The organism is Flavobacterium sp. (assembly GCF_027490375.1).
In the GTDB taxonomy this organism is placed as follows: Bacteria; Bacteroidota; Bacteroidia; order Flavobacteriales; family Flavobacteriaceae; genus Flavobacterium.
Map to the genome: position 1 here is coordinate 57,470 of NZ_JAIXYH010000075.1, position 25,883 is coordinate 83,352.

Annotated in this window: 28 protein-coding genes; 8 read left to right on the forward strand and 20 right to left on the reverse strand. The window is 41.5% G+C overall.

Going from position 1 to position 25,883, the window contains the following annotated elements; all coding sequences use genetic code 11:
• Both Q0064_RS11370 and Q0064_RS11375 read left to right on the forward strand, forming a co-directional pair.
• On the forward strand, positions 1-678 hold the full coding sequence (locus Q0064_RS11370) for a glycerophosphodiester phosphodiesterase (RefSeq protein WP_298148352.1): 678 nt from the start codon (positions 1-3) through the stop codon (positions 676-678).
• A complete protein-coding gene (locus Q0064_RS11375) occupies positions 668-1,879 on the forward strand; it encodes an NAD(P)/FAD-dependent oxidoreductase (protein WP_298148353.1) in 1,212 nt (403 codons plus the stop codon). The genes Q0064_RS11370 and Q0064_RS11375 overlap by 11 nt, the downstream gene beginning before the upstream one ends.
• On the opposite strand, the gene Q0064_RS11380 is transcribed toward Q0064_RS11375, so the two are convergent.
• The 17 genes from Q0064_RS11380 to Q0064_RS11460 all read right to left on the reverse strand — a co-directional run bounded on the left by Q0064_RS11380 (position 1,868) and on the right by Q0064_RS11460 (position 16,244).
• Entirely contained in the window at positions 1,868-3,238 is a 1,371-nt protein-coding gene (locus tag Q0064_RS11380; RefSeq protein ID WP_298148354.1) for an NADH-quinone oxidoreductase subunit N, read from the reverse strand. The genes Q0064_RS11375 and Q0064_RS11380 overlap by 12 nt on opposite strands.
• Positions 3,239-3,247: 9 nt before the next feature.
• Positions 3,248-4,690 (reverse strand): NADH-quinone oxidoreductase subunit M, encoded by a 1,443-nt coding sequence (locus Q0064_RS11385; protein WP_298148355.1) that lies wholly within the window; start codon positions 4,688-4,690, stop codon positions 3,248-3,250.
• A gap of 9 nt (positions 4,691-4,699) precedes the next feature.
• Positions 4,700-6,586, reverse strand: coding sequence for an NADH-quinone oxidoreductase subunit L (nuoL, locus tag Q0064_RS11390; RefSeq protein WP_298148356.1), 1,887 nt, complete (start codon positions 6,584-6,586; stop codon positions 4,700-4,702).
• A 3-nt stretch (positions 6,587-6,589) separates the two neighbouring features.
• Positions 6,590-6,910: an NADH-quinone oxidoreductase subunit NuoK gene (nuoK, locus tag Q0064_RS11395; protein ID WP_094487052.1), complete on the reverse strand. Its 321-nt coding sequence runs from the start codon at positions 6,908-6,910 to the stop codon at positions 6,590-6,592.
• Positions 6,910-7,431 (reverse strand): NADH-quinone oxidoreductase subunit J, encoded by a 522-nt coding sequence (locus tag Q0064_RS11400; RefSeq protein WP_298148357.1) that lies wholly within the window; start codon positions 7,429-7,431, stop codon positions 6,910-6,912. The genes nuoK and Q0064_RS11400 overlap by 1 nt, the downstream gene beginning before the upstream one ends.
• Positions 7,431-7,976: an NADH-quinone oxidoreductase subunit I gene (locus tag Q0064_RS11405; protein WP_094487054.1), complete on the reverse strand. Its 546-nt coding sequence runs from the start codon at positions 7,974-7,976 to the stop codon at positions 7,431-7,433. Before Q0064_RS11405 ends, Q0064_RS11400 begins: the two co-directional genes overlap by 1 nt.
• Positions 7,977-8,238: 262 nt before the next feature.
• The gene (gene nuoH / locus Q0064_RS11410; RefSeq protein WP_298148358.1) at positions 8,239-9,291 is read right to left on the reverse strand and encodes an NADH-quinone oxidoreductase subunit NuoH; all 1,053 of its coding nucleotides are present in this window, start codon (positions 9,289-9,291) and stop codon (positions 8,239-8,241) included.
• Positions 9,292-9,294: 3 nt separating this feature from the next.
• Complete coding sequence (locus Q0064_RS11415; protein WP_094487056.1) at positions 9,295-10,338, reverse strand: 2Fe-2S iron-sulfur cluster-binding protein; 1,044 nt, start codon at positions 10,336-10,338, stop codon at positions 9,295-9,297.
• 31 nt (positions 10,339-10,369) lie between these two features.
• Positions 10,370-11,737, reverse strand: a complete 1,368-nt coding sequence (gene nuoF / locus Q0064_RS11420; protein ID WP_298148359.1) for an NADH-quinone oxidoreductase subunit NuoF — start codon at positions 11,735-11,737, stop codon at positions 10,370-10,372.
• Between the two features lies 1 nt (position 11,738).
• Entirely contained in the window at positions 11,739-12,101 is a 363-nt protein-coding gene (locus Q0064_RS11425; protein ID WP_298148360.1) for a HepT-like ribonuclease domain-containing protein, read from the reverse strand.
• Positions 12,091-12,384: a nucleotidyltransferase domain-containing protein gene (locus tag Q0064_RS11430; protein ID WP_298148361.1), complete on the reverse strand. Its 294-nt coding sequence runs from the start codon at positions 12,382-12,384 to the stop codon at positions 12,091-12,093. The genes Q0064_RS11425 and Q0064_RS11430 overlap by 11 nt, the downstream gene beginning before the upstream one ends.
• Positions 12,384-12,914, reverse strand: a complete 531-nt coding sequence (locus tag Q0064_RS11435) for an NAD(P)H-dependent oxidoreductase subunit E (RefSeq protein WP_298148362.1) — start codon at positions 12,912-12,914, stop codon at positions 12,384-12,386. Before Q0064_RS11435 ends, Q0064_RS11430 begins: the two co-directional genes overlap by 1 nt.
• A gap of 7 nt (positions 12,915-12,921) precedes the next feature.
• The gene (locus tag Q0064_RS11440; protein WP_094487061.1) at positions 12,922-14,157 is read right to left on the reverse strand and encodes an NADH-quinone oxidoreductase subunit D; all 1,236 of its coding nucleotides are present in this window, start codon (positions 14,155-14,157) and stop codon (positions 12,922-12,924) included.
• A 15-nt stretch (positions 14,158-14,172) separates the two neighbouring features.
• The gene (locus Q0064_RS11445) at positions 14,173-14,694 is read right to left on the reverse strand and encodes an NADH-quinone oxidoreductase subunit C (RefSeq protein WP_298148363.1); all 522 of its coding nucleotides are present in this window, start codon (positions 14,692-14,694) and stop codon (positions 14,173-14,175) included.
• Between the two features lies 1 nt (position 14,695).
• Positions 14,696-15,247: an NADH-quinone oxidoreductase subunit B gene (locus tag Q0064_RS11450; protein WP_094487063.1), complete on the reverse strand. Its 552-nt coding sequence runs from the start codon at positions 15,245-15,247 to the stop codon at positions 14,696-14,698.
• A gap of 25 nt (positions 15,248-15,272) precedes the next feature.
• Positions 15,273-15,638, reverse strand: a complete 366-nt coding sequence (locus Q0064_RS11455) for an NADH-quinone oxidoreductase subunit A (RefSeq protein WP_298148375.1) — start codon at positions 15,636-15,638, stop codon at positions 15,273-15,275.
• A gap of 120 nt (positions 15,639-15,758) precedes the next feature.
• Positions 15,759-16,244, reverse strand: coding sequence for a TspO/MBR family protein (locus Q0064_RS11460; RefSeq protein WP_298148364.1), 486 nt, complete (start codon positions 16,242-16,244; stop codon positions 15,759-15,761).
• A gap of 56 nt (positions 16,245-16,300) precedes the next feature.
• On the opposite strand from Q0064_RS11460, the gene mvaD reads away from it, so the two are divergent.
• The 6 genes from mvaD (at position 16,301) to Q0064_RS11490 (ending at position 23,097) form a co-directional block, all read left to right on the forward strand.
• Entirely contained in the window at positions 16,301-17,377 is a 1,077-nt protein-coding gene (gene mvaD / locus Q0064_RS11465) for a diphosphomevalonate decarboxylase (RefSeq protein ID WP_298148365.1), read from the forward strand.
• 15 nt (positions 17,378-17,392) lie between these two features.
• Positions 17,393-18,331, forward strand: a complete 939-nt coding sequence (locus Q0064_RS11470; protein WP_298148366.1) for a mevalonate kinase — start codon at positions 17,393-17,395, stop codon at positions 18,329-18,331.
• Positions 18,332-18,337: 6 nt separating this feature from the next.
• Positions 18,338-19,249 (forward strand): geranylgeranylglycerol-phosphate geranylgeranyltransferase, encoded by a 912-nt coding sequence (locus Q0064_RS11475; RefSeq protein ID WP_298148367.1) that lies wholly within the window; start codon positions 18,338-18,340, stop codon positions 19,247-19,249.
• Positions 19,250-19,867: 618 nt separating this feature from the next.
• A complete protein-coding gene (locus tag Q0064_RS11480) occupies positions 19,868-21,298 on the forward strand; it encodes a hypothetical protein (RefSeq protein WP_298148368.1) in 1,431 nt (476 codons plus the stop codon).
• Complete coding sequence (locus Q0064_RS11485; protein ID WP_298148369.1) at positions 21,283-21,813, forward strand: hypothetical protein; 531 nt, start codon at positions 21,283-21,285, stop codon at positions 21,811-21,813. Before Q0064_RS11480 ends, Q0064_RS11485 begins: the two co-directional genes overlap by 16 nt.
• Positions 21,814-22,236: 423 nt before the next feature.
• The gene (locus Q0064_RS11490) at positions 22,237-23,097 is read left to right on the forward strand and encodes a pseudouridine synthase (protein WP_298148370.1); all 861 of its coding nucleotides are present in this window, start codon (positions 22,237-22,239) and stop codon (positions 23,095-23,097) included.
• Positions 23,098-23,119: 22 nt separating this feature from the next.
• Here Q0064_RS11490 and tsaB read toward each other — a convergent pair whose 3' ends face one another.
• From tsaB to Q0064_RS11505, 3 genes are all read right to left on the reverse strand, one after another.
• Positions 23,120-23,788, reverse strand: a complete 669-nt coding sequence (gene tsaB, locus Q0064_RS11495) for a tRNA (adenosine(37)-N6)-threonylcarbamoyltransferase complex dimerization subunit type 1 TsaB (protein WP_298148371.1) — start codon at positions 23,786-23,788, stop codon at positions 23,120-23,122.
• Positions 23,788-25,086, reverse strand: a complete 1,299-nt coding sequence (locus Q0064_RS11500; protein ID WP_298148372.1) for an efflux RND transporter periplasmic adaptor subunit — start codon at positions 25,084-25,086, stop codon at positions 23,788-23,790. The genes tsaB and Q0064_RS11500 overlap by 1 nt, the downstream gene beginning before the upstream one ends.
• 2 nt (positions 25,087-25,088) lie before the next feature.
• A partial coding sequence (locus Q0064_RS11505; RefSeq protein WP_298148373.1) for a TolC family protein occupies positions 25,089-25,883 on the reverse strand: 795 nt, incomplete at its 5' end.

Sequence of the window (25,883 nt, forward strand, 5' to 3'; positions counted from 1 at the left end):
ATGCTAAAAATTGGTCATCGCGGAATTCCGACGCAGTTTTTGGAAAATAGCCTAAAAGGTTTTGAATACTGCTCGGAATTTGGCGCCAATGCTATTGAATACGACGTTCGAACAGACCGCGACGGCGTATTTTGGATTATGCACGACCGTTCGACCAAACGTACTTGTACAGAAGCCGTTCTTGTGGCCGACACAGCTACTGTCTTACTAGAACAAATTCGGATGTGCGACGGCAGTACTATTCCAAAATTGCGAACGGTATTAGAGCGTTTTCCATATCTGCTGCACAATATTGAATTAAAAACGACGGCAGCCGCAGCCTTGATTTCATTTTTAGATGAAACCCTTGCTGAAGTTCGATTTCCTAAAGAACAAATTGTACTCACGAGCTTTTTACCCGAAAATTGGCCGATATTTGCCCAAAGTAGGTATCGATTCGGATGTTTGTTCGAACATATAAATGAACAAGACATTGCCCATATCGCAGAATTACAGCCCGAATTTGTAGTCTTAAACCACGTTTTCGCGGAAGAAAAAACCGTTCGAAGCTGCGTTGATTCTAAACTGAAAGTCTGGCTCTACACGGTAAACGATCGGGCTGCCGTTCGATTTTGGAAAAGTACCGAATTGATCGACGGAATTATAAGTGACGACTTTACGTTTTTAAATGAAATGTGATATTGCAATAATTGGCGGCGGCGCAGCGGGTTTCTTTACGGCCATCAATGCGGCAACTCAAAATCCGAAACTAAAAATTGTGATTTTAGAACGCGGAAAAGAGGTGCTTTCGAAAGTGCGTATCAGCGGCGGCGGACGTTGCAACGTAACGCACGATTGTATGGATACGCGTGAATTGGTAAAGAATTACCCGCGTGGCGAAAAAGAACTATTAGGTCCGTTTTCAAAATTTGGCCCGAAACAAACCATTGAGTGGTTCGAATCACGAGGCGTTGCGTTAAAAACCGAATCCGACGGCCGCATGTTTCCGATTAGCAATAAAAGTCAAACGATAATCGATTGCTTTCTAAACGAATGCAGTAAACTCGGCATCATCATCGAAACGGGAATTGTTGTAAAAGACATTCAAAAAACGGTCGAAAGCTTTGAAATCACAACAACAACGCAGCCCATACATGCACAGAAAGTCGTTGTAGCTGCTGGCTCGAGTGCTAAAGTTTGGGATATTTTACAAAATCTCGGTCATAATATCATCGCTCCCATTCCGTCGTTGTTCACATTCAATGTAGTTGAAAAAGAAATTACAGCCCTTGCAGGAATTTCTAAACAAGTTAGCGTATCGATTCCACAACTGAAATTAAAACAAGCGGGGAATTTACTAATTACCCATTGGGGATTCAGCGGACCCGCGGTTCTGAGATTGAGCGCCGTTGCTGCCCGTGAACTGGCGAAATTGGAATACCGCTTTCAAATTCAAATCGATTGGCTCAACGAAGAATCGAGCACATCCGATTATGAAAGTGAGCTGCGAACCCTACTTTCAGAACACCACAAAAAAACGATTGTCAACACCAATTTATTCGGATTTTCGAACCGGCATTGGTTGTTTCTGCTGGAAAAAACTCAAATTCCTCAGCAAAAGAAAATCGCTGAGTTAAGCAAAAAAGATTACCGTGCACTGGCAACGGTGCTGCGTTCTGATGCGTACCAAATCAACGGAAAAAGTACGTTTAAAGAAGAATTCGTAACCGCAGGAGGCGTTTCTTTAAAAGACATCAACTTCAAAGATTTTTCCAGCAAAAAAACAGAAAACCTCTATATCGTGGGCGAATGTTTAGACATCGACGCCGTAACAGGAGGTTTTAACTTTCAAAACGCGTGGACAGGCGGCTTTCTTGCCGCTATGGCATTAACGCAATAAATCGGTTACTAAAGAGGGAAATAATCCAATCGTTAGATTCAATAGCAAAGCAACTGTTGCCACTGCGTAGATATAAAATGGCCGACCGGTTCTCTCGTGTTGCGGTTCTTTGGTGTACATCGCTAAAATCAGTTTGAAATAATAACCTACAGCGATAATCGAATTCACTACTGCTACGATTACTAAAGCCAGATGCCCGCTTTCTAAAACTTGCGAAAACAACATTAATTTAGCGAAGAAGCCTGCAAAGATGGGTATACCCGCCATCGAGAGCAAAGAAGTGGTGAGCACGAATGCCAAGAAAGGATTTGATTTTCCTAAACCTTGAAAGTTCACGATATCTTCGTTTTCTAAATGTCTGCACACGTATAGAATAACACTAAATGCACCAATTCCTGCGAAAGCATAAGCCGTACCGTAGTAAAGAAGTGTTCCTGCAGAAATCTGAGTTCCTATTAATGTCATTAGCATAAAACCAGCATGAGATATCCCTGAAAAAGCCAACATACGTTTTACATTCGCTTGGCGTAACGCCATGATGTTTCCAACGGTCATCGACAAACCGGAAAGCACAATAAGTACCGTTTGCGACGTTTCGGGTAAATTACCGCTCATTGCGAAGAAAAGCTTAAAGAAGGTTGCCATAGCGGTTACCTTCGCCAAAGTACTCATTGTTGCAGTAGTTAATGCTGGTGCGCCTTCATAAACGTCGGGAGCCCAGAAATGGAAAGGAACTGCTGCAATTTTGAACAAGAGTCCGATAGCGAGCAAAATTCCACCGATGTAGAACCATTCTTCAACGTCGGCTGAAACGGCAGCTTCCATAATCACACGCATATCAAACGATCCGATGGCACCATAAATCAAGCAAATTCCAAAAAGAATAATACCCGAAGCAAACGAACCCATTAAGAAATATTTCATTCCCGATTCGTTCGACTTAATATTCAAACGGCGACTTGCAGCTAAGATGTACAGAGAAATAGAAAGTACTTCGATTCCTAAAAAAAACATGGCTAGATTTCCGAAACTAACCATAGCGGCGGCTCCTGAAAGTAAGAAAATTTTAATGGCAACGAAATCGCTCAATTTCTCCGGTACGTCGTCGTAAAAATGATGTCCTAAGGCAACCAAAAAGGTTGTAAGCACGATAAACAAAGCTGTAAAAGTCACCGAGAAGTTATCTACTACAATCATGTTATTGTAGTACGAAGCTGTTTGGTTATAATCTAGACTATTTAGGTATAAAATTCCGCACAATGCCACGATTGAGAACGGAACTAAAATCTTTCTGAGATTCAGTAATTCGAATATCAGACAAATAACGCCAAGTGCTGTAATTGCTATTAAAGTGTTCATTCCGGTTGGTTAGTTTGTGCTAATTTGAGCGATAATTTCATTTACGGCTGGTGCAATCAAATCGTTTATTGGTTGCGGATAAATTCCAAAGAAGAAGATAACAGCGGCTAGTGCGCCAAAAATAAGCGACTCCGTCACGGTTAAATCGGCAAAAGGCTTTTTGTTTGCCTCACCCAACATAACTTGCTGATACATTTTCAACATGTAGTAAGCTCCCAATACAATGGTTAAACCTCCGACAACGGCAAACCAAACGTTTTGTGTAGATAGTGAAAACAATAAACCGAATTCACCGACGAAATTCACAGTACCAGGAAGCGCAACCGACGCAAGCGTAACAATCAAGAACGCAGAAGCAAACTTAACGGCTTGTGCTCTAATTCCGCCGAGTTCACTGATGGCGCGTGTGTGGTAACGGCGTTCAATTACTTCAACAGCAAAGAAAACGCCAACTACAACTAAACCATGGCCAAACATTTGAATGATACCGCTGGTGATGCCATCGGTGGTTAAACCATAGAAACCTGCAGCAATTAATCCTACGTGTGCCAGAGATGAGTATGCTAGTAGTTTTTTCACGTCGCGCTGACGTAAAGCAACGATAGAACCATAAATAACACCCGCAATTCCGATCCATACCAAATAAGGCATTAACTCTTTCGATGCATCGGGCGAAATAGGAATTTGCCAACGAATCACACTATATAATCCCATTTTAAGCATGATACCCGAAAGTAACATGGTTCCCATGGCAGGTGCTTTTTGATAAACGTTTGCTTGCCAGGTGTGAAACGGAATCAATGGAATCTTAATCGCATACGCTAAAAAGAAGCCTCCAAAAACAAGTAGCTGTTCGTTGTAAGAAAGTTCTAAATTATATAAATCGGTTAGCAACAAACTTCCCGCTTTTCCATACAGGTAAACAAAACCAACAAGCATAAACAGCGAACCGGCAAATGTGTAGATAAAGAATTTCACCACTTGCTTTTTGCGCTCTTCAGCATCGCCACTTCCCCAAATTAATGCAATGAAGTAAATCGGAATTAAGGCAACTTCCCAGAAGATGTAGTATAATAATCCGTTTGAAGCCACAAAGGTTCCGCACATGGCGAATGCCATTAACAAAACAAGTGCATAAAGTGATTTTGCGTTTGCGAATTTTGTTTCGATGCCGCTCGCTACGATTAGCGGAAGCAATGTTGTGGTGAGCACCAGCATGAGAAGTCCTAAACCATCAAGTCGTAAATCGAAACCAATGCTTGGCTTTGAAATCCAATCGAAATGAATATTTTCTGGCAACTGCCCGCCGTAATGCAGCGAAACCAGATAAAGCGAATATCCGAACGCTACTGTTGAGATCAACAATGCAACACGAGATGCCGCTTTATCACCGGAAAAATAGGTAAGACCGGCGCCCACTAAAAGTAAAATAAGTAAGTAGATAACTTCCATACGTGCTGATTATTGAGCTAAAAATAAATACGATACTATAAGACAGAATCCGATTACAAAAACGAATAAGTACAATCCGATACTGCCGTTGTGTACTTTTCTTCCCTGATTGCTGATTTCTGCAGCAGCTTTTCCGAATCCATATACCAACGAACCTAGAGCCGTTTCCACCACATCCCTGAAGAAACGCGCCAATAAATTAATCGGTTTTACAAAAACGCTGTCGTACAATTCGTCAACGTAGTATTTTTCAGCCAGTACTTTCGTGAATCCAGTTACTTCGCTGTCTTCACCCGGAACTTCTTTGTTTGAAATGTATTTTCTGTACGCGATAAAGATTCCAACAAGCGCACCTACCGAGGCAACGGCCATCAAGATATAAGCTGTTTGATCTAATGCGTGATGCTCTGGCGCACCATCTGCATGAAGCAAGGGCTCTAAAAAGTGCATCAACCAACTTGATCCTGGAATACTGATTAATCCGCCAACGGCAGCTAGAGTTGCCAAAATAACAAGCGGTATCGTCATTAAAGCAGGACTTTCATGTAAATGACTCTTTGCGTGTTCTGTTCCTCTAAATTCACCAAAAAAGGTCAAAAACATCAAACGGAACATATAAAAAGCTGTAAGAATTGAAGCTAGCGAAGCTACTGCCCAAAACGGAATGCTGTAATGGAAGGCTTCTAATAAAATTTCGTCCTTAGACCAAAAACCTGAGAGTGGAAAAATACCTGCAATTGCTAAACTCGAGATAAGCATGGTAATGAACGTGATTGGCATTACTTTACGCAAACCACCCATTTTTCGCATGTCTTGTTCGTCGGAATTCGCGTGAATTACCGAACCTGCACCCAAGAACAAACACGCCTTAAAAAACGCATGTGTGATTACATGAAAAACGGCAACTTCATACGCTCCAACTCCCAAGGCTAAGAACATAAGTCCTAATTGCGAAACTGTTGAATACGCCAGTACTTTCTTGATATCATTCTGCGCTAAGCCAATCGTAGCCGCGAAAAGTGCTGTTGCTACACCAACCACGGCGATAACATTCTGAATAGCAGGAACTAAATCAAATAAGAAATGTAGTCGAGTAACCATAAAGATACCCGCCGTTACCATTGTTGCTGCGTGAATTAATGCAGAAACTGGCGTCGGACCAGCCATGGCGTCGGGTAACCAAGTGTATAGTGGCAACTGTGCCGACTTTCCGCAGGCACCAATAAATAAACAAAGTGCTGCAACTGCCAACCAAGTAGAATCAACCAAACTACCTTTCGTTTGAAAAAATGTTTCCAAACCTTGATAATCGAGCGTTCCAGCTACAGTTGCTAAAATGAATATACCGATAAGTAAGCCTAAATCGCCCACACGGTTCATGATGAACGCTTTCTTTGCAGCATCGTTGTAAGCCTGATTGCTGTACCAAAATCCGATTAGCAAATACGAGCACAATCCCACGCCCTCCCAACCGATAAACAAAATGGGTAAGTTACTTCCGCTGACCAAAACGATCATAAAGAAGACAAACAGGTTCAGATACGAGAAAAACTTATGAAAATCTTTATCGTGGTGCATGTAGCTGATCGAATACAAGTGAATCAGCGAACCGATACCCGTCACGAAAAGCAACCACAATAAACTCAATTGATCGAATTGAAAAGAAAAATCAACACTAAAGTTTTGGAATGTTAACCAGTGAAATAAATCGGCTTTCGTATTCGCGCCGGGTTCCAAACCCATAAACAGCAACAACGTACAAATGAAACTAATAACAATAGCTAAAGTTCCGATAGCACCTGAAGCACCTTTCCCGAGCTGTTTACCTAAAAAAGTATTGATTAAAAAGCCACCTAACGGAGCTAATAACAGCAGTAAAATAATCGATAAATCCATTAGTTATCCTCTAAGCTTTTTAAGATTTGACACATCAATCGACCCGATATTTCTGAAAATAGAAACCAAAATAGCCAAACCAACAGCTACTTCGGCTGCGGCTACAGCCATCGAGAAAAATACAAACACTTGCCCTTGAGCGTCTTCATGATACGTCGAAAACGCAACAAAAAGAAGGTTCACTGCATTGAGCATAATTTCAATCGACATCAATACAATAATCGCATTTCGACGATAGAGCACACCGAAAACTCCGATGCAGAACAACAACACCGATAAAAAGATGTAATTGTTTATTCCAACTTGATTTAAAACGTCCTGCATTATAGTTGTACTTTTTCTTTTTTAGACAATAAAACAGTTCCAATCATCGCTACTAGAAGCAATATCGATGCAAATTCAAACGGAACCATATAACCTTCTTCGCCATCAAGTAAAACTTGACCTAATACTTTAATCGATTGATAATCAATTCCACTAGCCGGAACCAAGTCGGCCACCGGTTGCGAATTCACAAAAATCGTAAGCATAATGAGGCACATGCAGCAAAAAACCACCACAGCGCCTAAGCGAGTGATACGCGGTTTGTGCACTTCGTCTTCTTTGTTCAGGTTCATTAACATGATCGTAAACAAAAGCAGAATCATAATTGCACCCGAATACACGATGATGTGAACGATAGCTAAAAATTGTGCATTGAGTAGCAGATAGTGTCCAGCAATCGTAAAGAAACAAATCACCAAATAAATAGCCGAGTGAATCGGATTTCTGCTGTAAATCGTTAAAAACGCTGTAGCAAGCGTGATTGCCGATAAGATGTAAAAAGTGAGTAGTACTGCCGACATTAACGTGTCATTTGAGATTGAGCATTAATCATTGCCTGAGTTAAAGGCATTACTAAACGGTCTTTTCCAAAGATAAAGTCTTCACGACCGTACATCGCTGGAACCAACTGCTTAGATTCTGTAAGATAAATTGCGTCTTTCGGACAGGCTTCTTCGCACAATCCACAAAAAATGCAACGCAACATATTAATTTCGTAAACCGAAGCATACTTTTCCTCGCGATACAAATGCTTTTCTTCAGGCTTGCGCTCGGCTGCAGTCATCGTAATCGCTTCAGCCGGACACGACAAAGCGCATAAACCACAAGCCGTGCAGTTTTCACGACCCAATTCATCGCGCTTTAATTGATGCTGGCCCCGATACACATCGCTGCGCTCACGCACTTGCTCTGGATATTTGATGGTAACTTTTCGCTTAAATAAGTGCCTGATTGTGATAAACAATCCCTTAATAATCGCAACTAAATAAAGGCCTTCCCAAAAATTCATTTTTTTGTTCACCACCTCTTTTTTGCGTCCCGATAATGAAATCGTTTCTATTGCCATCTCTAATTTACTTTTTCGTTTTTATAGACTCTATATGTCTAAGTATTTTATAAAAGGTGTCCCAATTACTATCGGAACTATATCCTGTCCCATGACTATCGAGAAAACTTTTCAACTCTCACTTCTCGTTTCTCGTTTCTCGCTTCTCAAAACTATTCTCTTTTTTTGAAGCTATTCCCGCTATCCGCTGTATCTTTTTTATTCCGCGAAGCTCCATAAAAAAGGATGCCGCTCCTATCGGGGCTAGGGCAATCGTTTCAGATTAAAATCCTAACGCCTCTAAAATCTCGCTCTTCAATACAAATACGCCCGTCAAAAATATGTTCACAATTGCCAACGGAATCAATATTTTCCAACCTAAACGCATCAACTGATCGTAACGAAAACGCGGAATCGTCCATCTTACCCACATAAAGAAGAAGATGAAGAAACATATTTTCGCAAATAAAACAACTATTCCTAAGATATTAGCCGGATTCACACCCCAGTTATTAACCACCCATTCCATACCTGGATAGTTGTATCCACCAAAGTACAGGGTCGCCAAAATTGTCGATGAAATAAACATACTCGCGTACTCAGCAAAGAGATAGAATCCCATACGCATCGACGAATACTCGGTGTGATAACCACCAATTAACTCGGCTTCACATTCCGCTAAATCGAAAGGCGTACGATTTGTTTCTGCGAAAGAACAAACCAAGAAGATTACAAAACCAATCGGTTGGTAAAACACGTTCCACTGCATGCCCGGCTGCTGCGCCACGATTTCGCGTAAGCTCAACGAACCACTCATCATCAACAAAGCAATAATGGCCAATCCCATTGCAATTTCGTACGAAATCATTTGGCTGGCCGCACGCATAGCACTCATCAAAGAGAATTTGTTGTTCGATGCCCAACCGCCAATCATGATTCCATAAACACCAACCGACAAAACGCCAAAGATGTACAATAAAGCCACATCGATGTCGGTTGCTTGTAAAATCACTGTTCTTCCAAACATTTCCAACTTATCACCCCACGGAATCACGGCGCTGGTCATTAATGCCACACTCATCGAAATTCCTGGGCCTACGATAAATAAAAATTTGTTTGGCGTATCCGGTAAAAATTCTTCTTTGCTAAATAATTTCAAACCGTCGGCAAGAGGCTGTAAAATTCCGCCTTTACCAGCGCGATTCGGACCTATACGATCCTGTAACCAAGCCGCAACTTTACGTTCCGCTAAAGTCGAATACATAGCCATAAGCATCGTAATCGCGAAAATGACTACAATGAAAATGCTCTTTTCTATAATGATTGCACTATCCATAGACTACAGGTTTCCTTTTAAAAACGTTTCTTGCTCTTCCGGCTTCAAAGGTACACTCGTCATCGAGATTTTCTTGCGATCTTGGTCGCGACCTTTCAAAATATTTTTTTCCGTAGCAATTACTACTTTGTCCAACGGACGAGTATAATTGTTTTGATTGATAACCGAGTCTTTTTCAAACTTACGTGGTCCTTCAATAACCCAATCCGCAACGTTTTTGTGCTCAAATCGACACTCGTTGCAAATGAATTCTTCCACTTCGTGATATTCATCTTTACGCCCGGTTACGCGCTGTATTTCGTTTCCAAACATCCAAACGGTAACTTTTCCGCAACACTTATCGCAATCGCGGTGTGCATTAAACGGCTTGTTAAACCAAACGCGCGATTTAAAACGGAAGGTTTTGTCGGTAAGTGCACCAACTGGGCAAACATCGATCATGTTTCCAGAAAACTCATTGTCGATTGCTTTTGAGATACAAGTCGAAATATTAGAGTGATCACCGCGATCGAGTACGCCGTGCACGCGATTATCGGTAAGCTGATCGGCTACCATAACGCAGCGATAGCACAAAATACAACGATTCATGTGCAATTGGATATTCGGGCCGATATCTTCGGGTTCGAAGGTGCGTTTTTCTTCGATAAAGCGCGTCTGACTTTTCCCGTGCTTAAAGCTCAAGTTTTGCAAGTCGCACTCACCGGCTTGGTCGCAAATCGGACAATCTAATGGGTGATTGATCAACAAAAATTCGGTAACCGACTTACGGGCGTCTTGCACGCGTTGCGAACTGGCGCTGTTCACTTCCATCCCGTCCATACAACCGGTAACGCACGAAGCCATAAGTTTTGGCATCGGACGTGGGTCGGCATCTGAACCTTTGCTCACTTCTACCAAACAACAACGACATTTTCCGCCGCTTCCTTTTAGTTTCGAATAGTAGCACATTGCCGGCGGAACGCTTTCGCCTCCCAACATTCTTGCAGCTTGCAAGATGGTTGTTCCCGGTTCTACTTCAATCGGTTGCCCGTCTATTGTTACTTTCATTGTATGAAATCTACTTTCTAATAATTGGTATTTAAACTCCTACTCCAGCCACTAAATGCTTCACCTTTTCAAACGGCTCTGCTACAAAATGGTCGCGATTTTTTATTTTTTCAGGGAAACGAACATGGTATTCAAATTCATCTCTAAAATGACGAATGGCAGCAGCAACTGGCCATGCAGCGGCGTCGCCTAACGGACAAATCGTATTTCCTTCAATTTTCGATTGAATATCCCACAGTAAGTCGATGTCTTCTTCGCGACCATGACCGTTTTCAATACGATGTAGTACTTTCTCCAACCAGCCCGTTCCTTCGCGACAAGGCGAACATTGGCCGCAGCTTTCGTGGTGGTAAAACCGTGCAAAATTCCATGTATTGCGAACAATACACGCGCGATCGTCGTACACTATAAATCCGCCTGATCCAAGCATTGAACCTGTAGCAAATCCGCCGTCGCTCAAGCTTTCGTACGTCATTAAACGATCTTCGCCGTTTGCTGTCTTGTATATTAAATTCGCTGGTAAAATCGGCACTGAACTTCCGCCTGGCACAAACGCCTTTAACGGACGATCGGTACTCATTCCACCTAAATATTCGTCGGAATTCATGAATTCATAAACCGACAAACCTAATTCTATTTCGTAAACACCTGGATTTTTAATATTTCCAGAAGCTGAGATCAATTTTGTACCTGTTGAGCGTCCGATGCCAATTTTAGCGTAATCGGCACCGCTGTTATTTACAATCCACGGCACTGCCGCAATCGTTTCAACGTTATTTACCACCGTTGGATTAGCCCACAGACCCGATACCGCTGGAAACGGTGGCTTAATACGCGGATTTCCACGCTTGCCTTCCAACGATTCGATTAATGCAGTTTCCTCACCACAAATGTACGCGCCGGCACCACAGTGCACGTGTAACTCTAAGTCGTAACCCGAACCTAGGATGTTCTTTCCGAGAAATCCTGCGGCTTTGGCTTCGGCAATAGCCCGTTCCAAGATTTTGTACACCCACATATACTCACCACGGATGTAGATGTAGGATAAATTCGCGCCAAGTGCATAGGATGAGGTAATCATTCCCTCGATTAGCAAATGCGGAATGTACTCCATCAAAAAGCGATCTTTGAAAGTTCCCGGCTCCGACTCGTCGGCGTTGCAAACCAAATGTCTTGGCTTACCACTTTTTTTATCGATAAAGCTCCACTTCATTCCAGCTGGGAAACCCGCGCCTCCGCGTCCGCGTAAACCAGACGTTTTCACTTCTTCCACAACCTCGTCCGGCGTCATATTCTTCAGTGCCTTTTCTACGGAAACATAACCTCCCTCCCGACGGTACACCTCGAAAGTCTTGATTCCAGGAACGTTGATCTTATCCAGTAATATTTTTTGTGCCATATTATGATAAATATTGCTCTAAATTATTTAGTATTTCTTCAATTTCACTTTTCAGTGGAATTATTTCCTCTTTTGCTATTTTATAAACAATTTCGATGTCAACTTTAAAATATTCATGAATAATAATATTTCTTGTATTGACAATCTTTCGCCATGGTGTTGAAATCTGTGGATGATAAAAAATCCTTTCAGAAAGCTTGTTAGCAGCCTCACCAATTATTTCTAGTTTTCGCTCAACCGCAGCTTGCTTTTCTTTATTTGATTCAAATAACTCAAAACTCACATCTTTCATAAAAAACTCTAAATCACAAATCGCCTCAAGGATGTGTTCTATCCTTATACTATCTGATAATTTAGGCTTCATAAATCAAGATCTTTTCTTTATTGATGTACTCCTCAATTAAATGAGAAACATACTTCGCAGATACAAAATCAACTTCCTTTTTTAAAATTACCTTAATCTCATCCCACCAAGTCACAAAATCAAATCCTTTCATTTTAGCATAATCCCAATCGATAAGTAAATCAATATCACTATTTTCATCTGCCTCGCCTCGTGCGTACGATCCAAACAAATATACTTTATGTACCGGTTTATCCCGGAAGAAAGTTCGTATTTGTTCAACTTGAGAGGCTGACAATTGCATTACTTATCGTGTAAGGTTATCTTATTCTCTTTGCAATCTGCGATCAATTGATCGATCTTTTCTTCATTGAGGTGCTCCACGTAGAAATCGCCCAACTGCATCATTGGTGCGTATCCGCAAGCTCCCAAACACTCTACTCCGCGAACTTCAAATAAGCCATCGGCAGTTGGCTCTGCCACATTAACACCTAATTTCTTACATGTATAATCCATTAAGTTTTCCACACCGTTCAAACAGCAAGGCGAAGTTTGACAAAACTCGAACATATACTTGCCAATCGGACGCTGATTATACATGGTGTAAAAGGTCACAACTTCGTATACCTCGATAGGTTTAATACCCAGAATTTCGGCAACTTTATCTTGAAGCGGTACACTCAACCAATTGTCGTGCGCATCTTGCACTTCGTGTAAAACAGGTAACAAAGCCGACTTGCGTTTATCCGCCGGATAACGCGAAATCAACTCGTCGATACGTGCTTGAAGTTCAGGTGTTATATTGATTTCTTGATGGTACTGTTTTCTTTCCATAATTTCGTTATGCATCTAATTCGCCAGCAATTACATTTAAGCTTGAAAGTGTTGCAATCGCATCGGATAACATTTCACCTTTCACCATATAATTAAAGGCTTGGTAGTAAATAAAACACGGACGTCGGAAGTGTAATCGGTAAGGTGTGCGACTTCCGTCGGTAATTAAATAAAACCCGAGTTCTCCGTTTCCGCCTTCTACTGGATGATATACTTCGGTAACCGGAACCGGCACTTCGCCCATTACAATTTTAAAGTGGTAGATTAAGCCTTCCATAGTGTTGTATACTTCATCTTTTGGAGGAAGGTAATAATCTGGAACGTCGGCGTGATACGGACCTTCTGGCATTTTGTCGATAGCCTGACGGATAATTTTCAAACTTTCCCAAACTTCGGCATTACGAACACAAAACCGATCGTAAGTATCGCCTGATTTTCCAACAGGGATTTCAAAATCAAAATCTTCGTAAGAAGAATACGGCTGCATTACACGAATGTCGTAATCAACTCCAGTTGCACGTAAATTCGGGCCTGTAAACCCGAAATTCATGGCGTCTTCAGCTGAAATCGCACCCACGTTGATGGTACGATCCATGAAGATTCTGTTTCGCGTAAGTAAACTTTCAAACTCGGTCCAGATTGGTGGAAATTCTTCCAAAAGTTTTTCGATTTTTTCAAAAACTTTCGGCGACCAATCGCGTTCAAAACCACCGATTCGGCCCATATTTGTTGTAAGACGTGCACCGCAAATCTCTTCGTAAATCTCATAAATCTTCTCGCGATACTGGAACACATACAAGAAACCCGTTAGAGCACCCGTATCAACTCCTAGAACCGAATTACAAATAATGTGGTCGGCAATACGAGCAAGTTCCATTACGATTACGCGCATGTATTGAACACGCTTCGGAACTTCAATTCCCAAAGCCTTTTCTAAAGTCATCCACCAACCCATATTGTTGATTGGCGACGAACAGTAGTTCATACGGTCGGTCAGTGGCGTAATTTGATAAAACGGGCGGTTTTCGGCAATCTTTTCAAAGGCGCGGTGAATGTAACCAACCGTTCCTTCGCCCTCAATAATACGCTCGCCATCCATTAACAAAATATTTTGAAATATTCCGTGAGTTGCTGGGTGGGTAGGTCCTAAATTGAGGATGGAAAGCTCACTGCCGTCATCGTTTTTATGCTTTTCGATAATTGTAGCAAAACGTTGTTCTGGTGGTAAAAGTAACTCTGACATGGTACTGCTTTTAGATTAACAATTATCTGTGGTTCTTCCGAAGAAACGGTCGTCTTTATCGGTACGACCACCATCTTCTAGTGGATATTCTTTACGAAGCGGAAACACCGTCATTTCATCCATATTTAAGATGCGCTTAAGCTGCGGATGTCCCATAAAACGGATGCCGTAAAAATCGTAGGTTTCGCGTTCTTGCCAGTTTGCACTTCGGAACAAATCAGATACCGTAGGGATTTCAGGCTGCGCACCACTCAAAAAGCATTTGATGCGAATACGAACGTTTTCAAACCAATTATGCATGTGATACACTACCGCATACTGCCTGTCTTCACTAGCTTCTGGATAATGTACGCCGCACAAATCGGTTAAAAAATTAAAGTTCAATGACGGTTCACTTTTCAAAAACTGAATCACCTCTTTGATTACAGCTGGCTCAGCTTCAAAAGTTAATATGTCGTGAATCTGATTAAAATCGGAAACGCTGTCCCCAAACTTGGCAAGCAGCGTTTCGTGAATAAATTGGTTTTCTAAACCCATTTTATTGGATGTTGTATGAGGCTAATAATTCAGTGTACTCAGGTGAACTGCGGCGGCGTACCGACTCGCTTTTCACTAAATCTTGCAAACGCATAATACCGTCTAGGATTTGCTCCGGACGCGGCGGACAACCTGGCACGTAAACATCGACTGGAATTACTTTATCAATTCCTTGAAGTACGCTGTAAGTATCGAAAATTCCGCCCGAACACGCACAGGCTCCAACAGATATAACCCATTTAGGCTCAGCCATTTGTTCGTATACCTGACGCAAAATGGGCGCCATTTTTTTTGCGATAGTTCCCATTACCAGTAGCATATCAGCTTGGCGTGGTGAAAAACTCATACGCTCCGAACCAAAACGCGCCACATCGTAATGAGACGCCATGGTAGCCATGAATTCAATACCACAACAAGAAGTTGCAAAAGGCAAAGGCCAAAGCGAATTAGCACGTGCTAATCCTACTACTGAATCGAGTTTAGTTGCAAAAAAACCTTCTCCGGCAAAGCCTTCTGGAGCAGGTGCATTGGTAATTATTTTTGAATCGCTCATAGTTGTATCATCGTTACGTTAAGGATTACTCCCACTCCAAACCTTTTTTCTTGATTACATAAAAGAAACCAACCAACAACAAAGCCATAAAGATGCCCATTTTAAGGAAGCCTTCCATACCCATAGCCTTGAAATTGACCGCCCACGGATACAAGAAAATTACTTCCACATCAAACAAAACAAACAAGATGGCTACGAGAAAATACTTGACAGAAAACGGAATCCGAGCATTTCCAATAGACTCAATTCCACACTCAAAATTTTTGTCTTTGTTCTTCGACATCCGACGTGGACCGAGAAAACTCGAACCCACAATGGTTAGCGCAACGAATCCTACCGCTAACAACATCTGCATCAAAATCGGAACATAATCAACCTGAGAAGATTGCATCATTTTGTTTAAATTTTTGCCCACAAAGATAAACGGCAACGCGGATATTAACAACCTTATTAGGTTCGACAAATATTAAAGTTGTTTATTTTTAATGATTATAAATAATATGTCCGTTTTTTAGTTCAGCCACCAAATCGAGGCGTTCAAAATTGCCGCAAAAACAACCCATATCATATACGGAATCAATAACTTAGCTGAAACAACATCGATTTTCCGAAATTGCAGGTAGGTTTCGTAAATCAGCAACTCTAATAAAACAATCTCAATTAATGCCAAAAGCGGATTTTTCAATCCGAAAAACAAAAACGACCATGCCGTGTTCAAGGCCAATTGAATCCACCAAAATAAAAGTGCTTTTCTGATCACAGCCACTTCCGATTTTGTGTTACTCCATACTCGAGCAGCAGCTATGGCCATAAAAACGTACAATACACTCCAAACAGGCGCAAACAACCAATTTGGCGGATTGAAAAAAGGCTTTTCTAAATATACAAACCAAGATTCGATTCCCGGCTGCGTTACTTTTCCAGCTAAAAAGCCGATTCCTAAAGTAGCAGCAATTAACGTTGCGCTTTTAACTACTAAATCTGTACTTATCTTCATTTTCATAATTTGAAAGTTGATACACGCGCTTTCTATTATCTTTGCGCAAAAACTTCATGCAGCTTCACGAAGATTTTATCACAAACCTTTTTCCTACCGCAAATTTTCAGCACAAATCTACGTTTAGTGCGCCAAGTAATATCGCTCTGGTTAAATATTGGGGGAAAAATCCGGATCAAACCCCAGCAAATCCGTCGATTAGTTTCACACTGAACGACTGCAAAACCATCACTTCCGTAGAAGCAAGCTTCGCAAATCAGTTTTCATTTGATTTTTATTTCGAAGGCGAACGCAAACAAAGTTTCTTGCCTAAACTACAAACGTTTTTCGACAAGATTCTTCCCTACTGCACATTCTTAAACGGATTAGCTCTAAAAATAGATTCTAAAAACACCTTTCCACATTCGTCCGGAATTGCTTCATCGGCCTCGGCTTTAGCAGCTTTAGCCATGAACATCTGCGACATCGAACGGCAGCTTAATCAAGAATCCAACGAAATACAATTACTAAAAAAAGCGTCGTTCTTAGCCCGAATTGGTTCTGGCAGCGCCTGCCGAAGTATTTCTGGAAATCCTGTTATCTGGGGAAAAAACGAAACCTTTCCAGCGGCATCCGATTTGTACGGCATCGCTTTTCCAAATACCTTACACGCGGTTTTTCACAACTTTCAAGATACTATAATGCTTGTAGATGTTGGCCAAAAAGTAGTTTCCAGCACAGCCGGACACGCACTGATGAACAACCATCCGTTTGCCGCAAGTCGATTTGAACAAGCACACCGCAATCTGGCAATAATTTCAAAAGCTTTAGAACAAGGCGATCTCGATAAATTCATCGAAATAACCGAAAGCGAAGCCCTGACCTTACACGCGATGATGCTTACCTCGACACCGTCGTTTATTCTGATGCACGCCAATACGTTACAGATTATCGAACGGGTACGTCGCTTCCGCGAAAGCACAAAATTACCCCTTTGCTTCACACTCGATGCCGGCGCAAATGTTCACTTACTTTATCCTGAAAGCATTAAAAGTGAAATTTTAGAATTTATTAAGGAAAATCTTATTGAATTTTGCCAAAATCAGCAGTACCTTTGTGATACTGTTGGCAACGGAGCACAAAAGTTGAACTAACAGGAAATCAACAACATGAAAGGACCACTTTTTTACTCTAAGATATTACTGTTCGGAGAATACGGAATCATCAAAGATTCAAAAGGTTTATCCATTCCTTACAACTTTTACAACGGTGCGCTAAAAATAGATGGCGCTTCAACCGAACAAGCACAAGCATCAAACCAAAGTTTGATCCGCTTTACCAACTATTTAAAAGAACTCACTAAGCAGCAACCCGAATTGGTGCAATTCGATTTCGAAAGTCTCGATCGCGATTTACAAGCGGGCATGCACTTCGATTCTTCGATTCCACAAGGTTACGGCGTTGGAAGTAGCGGTGCACTCGTAGCTGCCATTTACGATAAGTACGCGCTTTCTAAAATCAGCGTACTTGAAAACTTAACCCGTGAGAAACTGTTGCGATTGAAAGAGATTTTCGCAAATATGGAATCGTTCTTCCACGGAAAAAGCTCCGGACTCGATCCCGTAAATTCATACCTCAGCATTCCAATTCTCATCAATTCGAAAGATAACATCGAAGCAACCGGAATTCCGACCCAGCGCCCAGAAGGTAGCGGCGCCGTTTTCTTGCTCGATAGCGGCATTGTTGGCGAGACCGCTCCTATGGTGCAAATTTTTATGGAAAACCTAAAAGATAAAGGTTTCCGAAACATGCTGAAAAATCAGTTTGTGAAATATACCGACGCTTGTGTGGAGAATTTCTTGGCGGGCGACCTCAAATCGCTTTTCGAGAACACCAAACAACTTTCTAAAGTTGCTTTCAATCATTTCAAACCCATGATTCCTTCGCAATTTCACGAAATTTGGGAACGCGGTATCGAAACAAACGATTACTACTTGAAGTTGTGCGGATCTGGTGGCGGCGGTTACATCTTAGGATTTACCCAAGATTACGAAAAAGCAGCCGAAGCACTCAAAAACTACAAGCTCGAAGTGGTGTACCGCTTCTAAAAGCAAATGCTTAGCCGTAAAAATAAACGCTTGCTGATGAAATGCGTCAGCTTGTTTTCAGTAGTTCGCGGTTACAACATTCCTATTATTTTTCTGGCTCAATACTTATCGGCCATTTTTATTCTCGCCGGCGATATGCGTGCACTACACGTCTTGCTCGACCCGCTTTTGTTATGTATCGTACTGGCGTCGGCTATTACTATTGCTTCGGGCTACATCATCAACAATTTCTACGATTCGCAGAAAGATTTAATCAACCGACCGCGGAAATCCTTACTCGATCGTTTGGTTTCGCAAGGCACCAAACTGCGCGTGTACTTTACGCTCAATTTCATTGCTGTAGCCATTGCCTTTATTGTTTCGTGGCGCGCCGCAGCTTTTTTTAGCGTGTACATTTTCCTAATTTGGTTTTACTCGCACAAAGTTAAAAAGTACTTGTTGGTTGGGAACTTAATGTCGACACTCCTCGCCATCTTTCCCTTCTTCGCTATTTTACTTTATTACAAAAATTTCGAGCCCGTTATTTTCGGGCACGCCACTTTTTTGTGGTTGCTGCTGCTCATGCGCGAAATCGTTAAAGATTTAGAAAACCTGACGGGCGATTTAGCCAACAACTACCACACGATAGCGGTAGAGTACGGCGAGTCTAAAAGCAAGCAAGCCTTCACCACGGCGTCGGTACTCACGCTCATTCCCGTGTATTTGCTTATCGAACGCTACGATGTTGGGTACATGGATTTATACTTGTACGTTTCGTTGATTGTACTCACCATTTTAAACATCCTACTCTGGAAAAAGAGCGAAAAAAGTCGGTATTTACTGGTTCACAACGGCATTAAAGCACTTATCGTTGCAGGCGTTTTCTGCATTGTGCTTATCGATCCAGGTGTATTGTTGCACGGAAAGAAATTGTTGTAGATTTCGATTTTCTGGGCAGCTATTCCCGCTGTTCACTGCAAGTTTTACGCTTGGTGCGCGTTCGAAAATCGCGTGGCAACGGCTTCCTTTGGTCGCCGCCGCAACGCGTTTCTCACAGCGCACCAAACGCAAAAGCTTTTCGTTTCCATCGGGGCTGCAATAAAAGTAGCATTCTAACAATAATTTAACAATTGCTGAATTATAAAGTTATGGTACATTATTACTTTTATAACCGTTAACCTAATTTTTAAAACATTAAGCAATGACTAAATTACCCCCCCCCCGAAAATCACTCAAAATGTTAATACCATCCTGACTAATAGCACTAACAGACGTAAGGAGAGTTATTCTTTATTTTGGCTAAACTGTTTTATTTTTACAAAAAAAATAAAAACGTCGCTTCATTACAAAGAGCTTATCATTGCGACATTTTTTTCTAGTTTATTAGTAAGCTGTAGTAGTGATTTAGACACAATAGAGAAATCTAGTTTTAAAATAAAAGCTTCTACCTCTACCTTTTCTCAGATTCAAAATGACGACCTTGCATTATTCTCTGCAATTAATCCATACGTTACAGCAGAACAGGTTCAAAGGCGGGATGAGGGTAATGGAGAATACTTGATTGACACTACAAAAATCGAGAAAGTTGAAATCGAAGGCTCTTATTTATCTTATACTTTCTACATCAAACAACCACAAGCTATACCGTCGGTAATTAAGAACATTATTGTAAGTCAAAATAAAGATGAGGAAGTTAAAGTTTACCTTGCAAATTATACAATTTCAAATACTGATTTAATTAATGCTTTAACGGGCAAAACTTTTTCTATTGATAACTCCCAATTAAGACTGCTTAGCAGCGAAGAACCATCTGGCGTTGTTTATGTTGGTAGTGATGGAACGTGTTACGGCTACCGACGCATTGAAGTTGCTCCCAGACAGTATAAAGTCATGATTGTAGCCATAGACTGCCCAGAAGGTGAAGCAGACGGAAACTCTGGCAGTTCAGGCGGCGGTGGCTCTACTGGCAGTTCAGGAGGCGGCGGATATACAGGTGGTTGGGGTGGAAATTGGGGTGGTAGCACGCCACCAGTTGGAACAAATCCGGGGAATGGAGGTGGAGGGTATACTCCTGTCACAGGAGTCGGCAATAATGGTACGCAACAATCTCCAAACTTGTTTCCCGCTGTTATTAATCCTGATTCAAATGATTGCCTCACAATTAGACCCGTATCACAGACTTTAAGTCCTACTTCTAATTGCAATGATTACCTTATTACCAACCCCTTAATTCTTATCCGATTAATTGATATTTTTGTAACAGAACTAGATCCAACCGAACGAAACATTTGGAATGAATTAGAAGGTAATCCGTTAAAAAATAAGATTATAAATCTATTAGAAAGTAACAACTATCAACCCGCAACGAAAGCGTTTATTAGACAAGTTTTAAATGTGATTAATGCGGTACCAATAGAAAATTTTGACGAACTAAACTATCCGGGCAAAAACGAGGGTTGGCCGTATGAGTGGTGGTTAAATAATCTCGAAATTATTGACAGATTACCAATACAACCAGATAACCAAACTCTAGAACCAACTCCTAACATTTATGAACTTTTAGCTTTTTCGGTTTATCCTTCCCAAGCCGTCATTCATAAATTTAATGCAGATACGTCGCTTGCCTACGCCCGGTATCTTCAAAATATCAATTTTGATTATTGGAAAGTGCATAACGGTCATGCTGATGCAGTACGCCATGCTCTTTGGAATGCGCTTGGAGCAAACAGATTTCAAAAAGAAGTAATGCAGCTCTTTGCTGCTGCACATGAAATGCCGATAAATAGCGGCTTAGAATTTTTAATGGATTCACACAACAATGAGCGTGGACAAGATATTGGTGACGCTTATCCAGCATGGACCGATACTGACGATATGAAAACAATTATAATTTCAGAACATAATGATGGTACTTTAAAATATCTAACTCCATTACAAGAAAATGGAGGACTTTTACCTAATTCAACATTAAAATGGACAAATCAATAACCCTATCTTGTAAAAGAATACATTTAATCATTCTATTTTATTGTGTACTCTTATCGGCATGCACGGCTCGTCCGCAAGAAATTAGTCTAACTTTAGTAAATGAAAGTAGCGCTCCTATCAAAACCTTTGCTTTCTATTCCCTATCCGCTAAAAAATTTATTTGCGGAAAGGATTTGATGCCTCAAGATTCAATTCAGCAAGTAGTTGTATTCGATCCCACCATAAGTGATGTAAAAACTGGCTCAAAAGCAATGATAATTTTCGAGATCAATAATATACATTACCATATTGATACAGGCTTCTATGAAAAACAAAAATGGAATTCTTCAAAGGATGATTTAGCTGTATATATAACAGATAGTGGCATATATTATCGCGAATTTAAATTTGATGAATATACTGGTTATGTATACAAACGTAGCCCAGCTGTTGGTTATTTTGAATTAAAGACAAGAGGAAAGCTAAGAAAGATATCTGATTGCAAATATGAGTATTTAGATAAAACTGCTCTATAATTTAAAATTCATAAAATCGGATCAGCTGCTAAGAACAGAAATATAAAACAGAAATTGATAGTATTTTTGAAAGTTGAAAATCGTCTCTTTCCAATTATCTAGGCAGCTAATCCCGCTGTTCACTACAAGTTTTACGTTTGGTGCGCGCTCGAAAATCGCGTGGCAACGGCTTCCTTTGGTCGCCGCTGCAAAGCGTTTCTCGCAGCGCACCAACCGCAAAAGCTTTTCGTTGCCATCGGGGCTGCGGCATTCGTGCACAAAACAACTTGCTAACCTGAGTTAGATTTTTTTTACGACACTAGTGTATCCCAAAACAAATATGCTTTGTAATCAACCATTTATCTGTTTTCTGACCTCGATTTATAAATCGAACTCAGGTTGCTAATTGACGGGCATTGACTACCTTTGCCAAAATTTTGAATTATGCCGGGGAAATCAGAAAAACCGAGAAAGACAGCTACATCGAAGCCGAAAAATAAAAAAACAACGTACAAAAAAGATTATAAGCCTGCCGACAGTCGCAAGGAAATTTCTGCCGTAAAACCCGCTGCAAGACAACCTAAAAAAACTGCTGCCGACGAGATTCGCCTCAACAAATACATCGCAAACAGCGGTGTGTGCTCGCGCCGAGAAGCCGATATTTACATCCAATCCGGAAACGTAAAAGTAAACGGCGAACCCATTACCGAATTGGGTTACAAGGTAAAACCAACCGATAAAGTAGAATTCGACGGCGTAAAACTCACACCCGAAAAGAAAGTGTACGTTTTACTAAACAAACCCAAAAGCTTTACCACTTCTACCGATGAATCGGGCGGACAACGCAACGTAAACGAACTTATAAAATCGGCCGCAAACACTCCTTTGTATCCAATTGGTCGTATGGATAAAACCACCACAGGCCTACTACTTTTCACCAACGACCACGACCTTATCAATAAATTCGGTTCGCCAAATCAACGCAGTTCGAAAATCTACCAGGTTTCGCTCGATCGCAACTTGAAATTCGAAGATTTAGAACGTATCGAAAAAGGTGTTGAAATGGACGGACATTTCCTACGTGTCGATTCCATCAGCTACATCGACGATGCACCAAAAAGCGAAATTGGTTTACAAGTGAATTCTTCAAACCCAAAACACGTGCGTGCTATTTTCGAATCCATGAAATACGACGTGCTAAAAATCGATCGTGTGGCATTCGCCGGACTCACCAAGAAAAACCTAGCGCGCGGCCAATGGCGTTTCCTTACCGAACAAGAAATTATTAATTTGAAGAATGTGTAAGCCGTCGCCAGACGAATGCACTTTACTTCCCTCCGCCGACAATAAAATCCTTTAAGTAAAAAGGTTCAAAGTACGCAACGTCTTCAAAATCGCCGTTGGTGAAACGCTTATGCGCCAAGGCAAGCATGTCTTTCGCCGATGGATACGGCAAACTTTCGTCGATGATAATATTTGTGCGGTTCGCAAACAGTTCTTTACACTTATGGGCACCATCGCCAAATAAAAACAGTGTTTCGTTGTACGTGTCAAACGACTGTTCGTCGAGTATCTTAGCCGAAACCGCTTCTATCAATTGGTTGTTTGTATCGTAAACCGCTGTATACACCTCCATACGGCGCGCATCGAGCATGGGTACTTTATAACCCGAAGTAATTTGCTTTGCTGTAGCTAAAATTTCGAGTGTAGAAACGGAAAGCAACGGAATATCAAGCGCGTAACACAAGCCTTTAGCTGCGGCAACCCCAATACGCAAACCCGTGTACGAACCCGGCCCCGCGCTAACAGCTACTGCATTTAAATCGGAAAAAGCAAGATTAGCTTCATCTAAAACATCTTGAATAAACAAGTGTAACAACTCAGCTTGCGAGTAATTCTCGCCTGCAAATTCTTTTGCTGCTAAAAATGCTCCGTCTTTCGATAAAGCTACCGAACAGTTCTTGGTAGCCGTTTCCAAACACAAGATAAGCGCCATTATTTAGTGGCTTTTAAATCTTTGGTTTTAACCAAATCGCCCGAATTAAGTTCTTTACTTACTAGACCAAACGGACCTGTAATAACCACATCGCCTTTCTTCAAACCTGAAATAATTTCGATGTTGCTGTTATCTTGGATTCCTGTTTTTACGATTCGTATTTTGGCTTTATTGCCCACTTTCACAAACACGCACTCCAAACGTTTGTCGGATTTTGGCGCAGGAGTTTCTTCTGGCTTGGCTTCGTCGGGCATTTCAAATTGTGGCTTCTTCACCGGAAGTGTATCGCTTTTTACCACCACACTACTAATCGGTACGGCAATAACATTTACACGTGTTTTGGTGATGATATCTACTGTTGCTGTCATTCCCGGACGAAAAGGCGAATAAGTTGCTGGTTTACCTTCCAACAAATCGGCGTATGATTCTTTTAACAAGCGTACTTTTACCTTGAAGTTCGTTACTTGGTCGGCTGTGGTTGCTGTACTAGCCGAATTCGAAATACTGGTAACAATTCCTTTAAATTCTTTTTTCAAATAGGCATCTACTTGAATTTTAGCAGAATCGCCGATACTTACTTTAACAATGTCGTTTTCGTTCACATCAACTTCTACTTCCATTTGGTTTAGGTTTGCCACGCGCAAGAGTTCGGTTCCCGCCATTTGCTGCGTTCCGAGAACACGTTCGCCTAACTCCACATTGAGCATCGAGATGGTTCCGTCGGCAGGAGCATAAATGGTTGTGCGTCCTAAATTGTCTTTAGCTTCTTTCACAGTAGCGCTCGCCGATGCCACATTGTAATACGCCGATTGCTTATTTGCTTTAGCTACTTCAAACGCCGATACGGCTTTTTCAAAATCTGCACGAGAAATGATACCCTTATCGTATAACGTTTTATTTCGGTCGTAAGCGGCTTTAGCTTCGGTAAATTGCGCATCGGCTTGCGACAAGCCTGCTTTGGTTTGCGAGAGTCCGGCAACGGTACGATTTAGTCCTGACGTATACAAATCGGGATTGATACGCACGAGCAAATCGCCTTTTTTTACAACTTGACCTTCTTTTACAGGTAAAGCAATGATTTCGCCTGAAACTTCCGACGAAATCTTCACTTCCACTTCTGGCTGAATTTTTCCGGTTGCTGAAACGGTTTCAACAATGGTTTGTGTGCTGGCAACAACGGTTTCTACTTCTTTTTCTTCACCAGATTTCTTAAAAGCACCGGTTGATGCGGCGTACAACAAACCGCCGATTACGGCTACTAAAACGATTACTATAATCCAAACTTTTTTCTTTCCCATAACTATTGTTGCATAATTGGAATTCCGAAATAGAATTCGACGACTTTAACTTTAAAGATGTAATCATATTTGGCGCGACTTAGCTCGGCCTGTGCGTTTACGAATAGTGTTTGTGCCTGACTTAAATCGAAAGCATTCATTAAGCCTACGCTGAAACGTTCGGTGGCGTATTTAAACGCTTCGCCGCGCGCTTCTACAGCTGTTACGGCTGCTTCGTACGTTTTCAATGCAGCATTGGCGTCGGTGAAGGCTTGGAACACGTTACGCTCGAGCGTTAGATTTTCCTGATCGAGGTTGGTTTGTGCGCGTTGGAAGGCAATTTTTGCGCGACGAACTGAATTTCGTGAGGAGAATCCGTTTAGAATCGGAATCGTAAGTTGTAAACCAAACTGGTGACCTTTATTCTCAACGAATTGATCGGCAACCGAACGTGGCCCACCTAAAACGGGACGGAAATTGGGTTGCAGAACGTTAAATGTACTGCCGTTAACATCGACAGTTCCGATTACCGAAGTTGGGTTATCGGTATTGGGTTCAAAACCTACAATTCGATCGGTGTAGGCGGCACGAGTATTGAAACTGTAAAAACCTTGTAAAGTTGGCGAATAGGCTGCTTTGGCTATTTGAATGTCGCGTTGTGCTAAATCGAGATTGGCTTGTGCAATTTTAATTTCGACGCGTTCTTTTTTGGCTTTCTCGTAAATGGTTTCAGGCGACTCGAGCATGGTGGCGCTGTTTTGCACCGGATAATCGGCATCGACTGTATCGAAATTTCTAAAATCTTCCAATTGAAGCAA

Bases quoted from the DNA above. Each gene is read 5' to 3' on its own strand.
- Q0064_RS11435 (WP_298148362.1), bottom strand. From the start codon at position 12,914: ATGGAAAGAAAACAGTACCATCAAGAAATCAATATAACACCTGAACTT.
- Q0064_RS11375 (WP_298148353.1), top strand. From the start codon at position 668: ATGAAATGTGATATTGCAATAATTGGCGGCGGCGCAGCGGGTTTCTTT.
- tsaB (WP_298148371.1), bottom strand. From the start codon at position 23,788: ATGGCGCTTATCTTGTGTTTGGAAACGGCTACCAAGAACTGTTCGGTA.
- nuoF (WP_298148359.1), bottom strand. From the start codon at position 11,737: ATGGCACAAAAAATATTACTGGATAAGATCAACGTTCCTGGAATCAAG.
- Q0064_RS11415 (WP_094487056.1), bottom strand. From the start codon at position 10,338: ATGAAAGTAACAATAGACGGGCAACCGATTGAAGTAGAACCGGGAACA.
- Q0064_RS11450 (WP_094487063.1), bottom strand. From the start codon at position 15,247: ATGAGCGATTCAAAAATAATTACCAATGCACCTGCTCCAGAAGGCTTT.
- Q0064_RS11470 (WP_298148366.1), top strand. From the start codon at position 17,393: ATGAAAGGACCACTTTTTTACTCTAAGATATTACTGTTCGGAGAATAC.
- Q0064_RS11500 (WP_298148372.1), bottom strand. From the start codon at position 25,086: ATGGGAAAGAAAAAAGTTTGGATTATAGTAATCGTTTTAGTAGCCGTA.
- Q0064_RS11430 (WP_298148361.1), bottom strand. From the start codon at position 12,384: ATGCAATTGTCAGCCTCTCAAGTTGAACAAATACGAACTTTCTTCCGG.
- Q0064_RS11475 (WP_298148367.1), top strand. From the start codon at position 18,338: ATGCTTAGCCGTAAAAATAAACGCTTGCTGATGAAATGCGTCAGCTTG.
- Q0064_RS11405 (WP_094487054.1), bottom strand. From the start codon at position 7,976: ATGGCAATAGAAACGATTTCATTATCGGGACGCAAAAAAGAGGTGGTG.
- Q0064_RS11440 (WP_094487061.1), bottom strand. From the start codon at position 14,157: ATGTCAGAGTTACTTTTACCACCAGAACAACGTTTTGCTACAATTATC.
- nuoK (WP_094487052.1), bottom strand. From the start codon at position 6,910: ATGCAGGACGTTTTAAATCAAGTTGGAATAAACAATTACATCTTTTTA.
- Q0064_RS11490 (WP_298148370.1), top strand. From the start codon at position 22,237: ATGCCGGGGAAATCAGAAAAACCGAGAAAGACAGCTACATCGAAGCCG.
- mvaD (WP_298148365.1), top strand. From the start codon at position 16,301: ATGCAGCTTCACGAAGATTTTATCACAAACCTTTTTCCTACCGCAAAT.
- Q0064_RS11400 (WP_298148357.1), bottom strand. From the start codon at position 7,431: ATGTCGGCAGTACTACTCACTTTTTACATCTTATCGGCAATCACGCTT.
- Q0064_RS11385 (WP_298148355.1), bottom strand. From the start codon at position 4,690: ATGGAAGTTATCTACTTACTTATTTTACTTTTAGTGGGCGCCGGTCTT.
- Q0064_RS11445 (WP_298148363.1), bottom strand. From the start codon at position 14,694: ATGGGTTTAGAAAACCAATTTATTCACGAAACGCTGCTTGCCAAGTTT.
- Q0064_RS11380 (WP_298148354.1), bottom strand. From the start codon at position 3,238: ATGAACACTTTAATAGCAATTACAGCACTTGGCGTTATTTGTCTGATA.
- Q0064_RS11460 (WP_298148364.1), bottom strand. From the start codon at position 16,244: ATGAAGATAAGTACAGATTTAGTAGTTAAAAGCGCAACGTTAATTGCT.
- Q0064_RS11370 (WP_298148352.1), top strand. From the start codon at position 1: ATGCTAAAAATTGGTCATCGCGGAATTCCGACGCAGTTTTTGGAAAAT.
- Q0064_RS11425 (WP_298148360.1), bottom strand. From the start codon at position 12,101: ATGAAGCCTAAATTATCAGATAGTATAAGGATAGAACACATCCTTGAG.
- Q0064_RS11485 (WP_298148369.1), top strand. From the start codon at position 21,283: ATGGACAAATCAATAACCCTATCTTGTAAAAGAATACATTTAATCATT.
- nuoL (WP_298148356.1), bottom strand. From the start codon at position 6,586: ATGGATTTATCGATTATTTTACTGCTGTTATTAGCTCCGTTAGGTGGC.
- nuoH (WP_298148358.1), bottom strand. From the start codon at position 9,291: ATGGATAGTGCAATCATTATAGAAAAGAGCATTTTCATTGTAGTCATT.
- Q0064_RS11455 (WP_298148375.1), bottom strand. From the start codon at position 15,638: ATGCAATCTTCTCAGGTTGATTATGTTCCGATTTTGATGCAGATGTTG.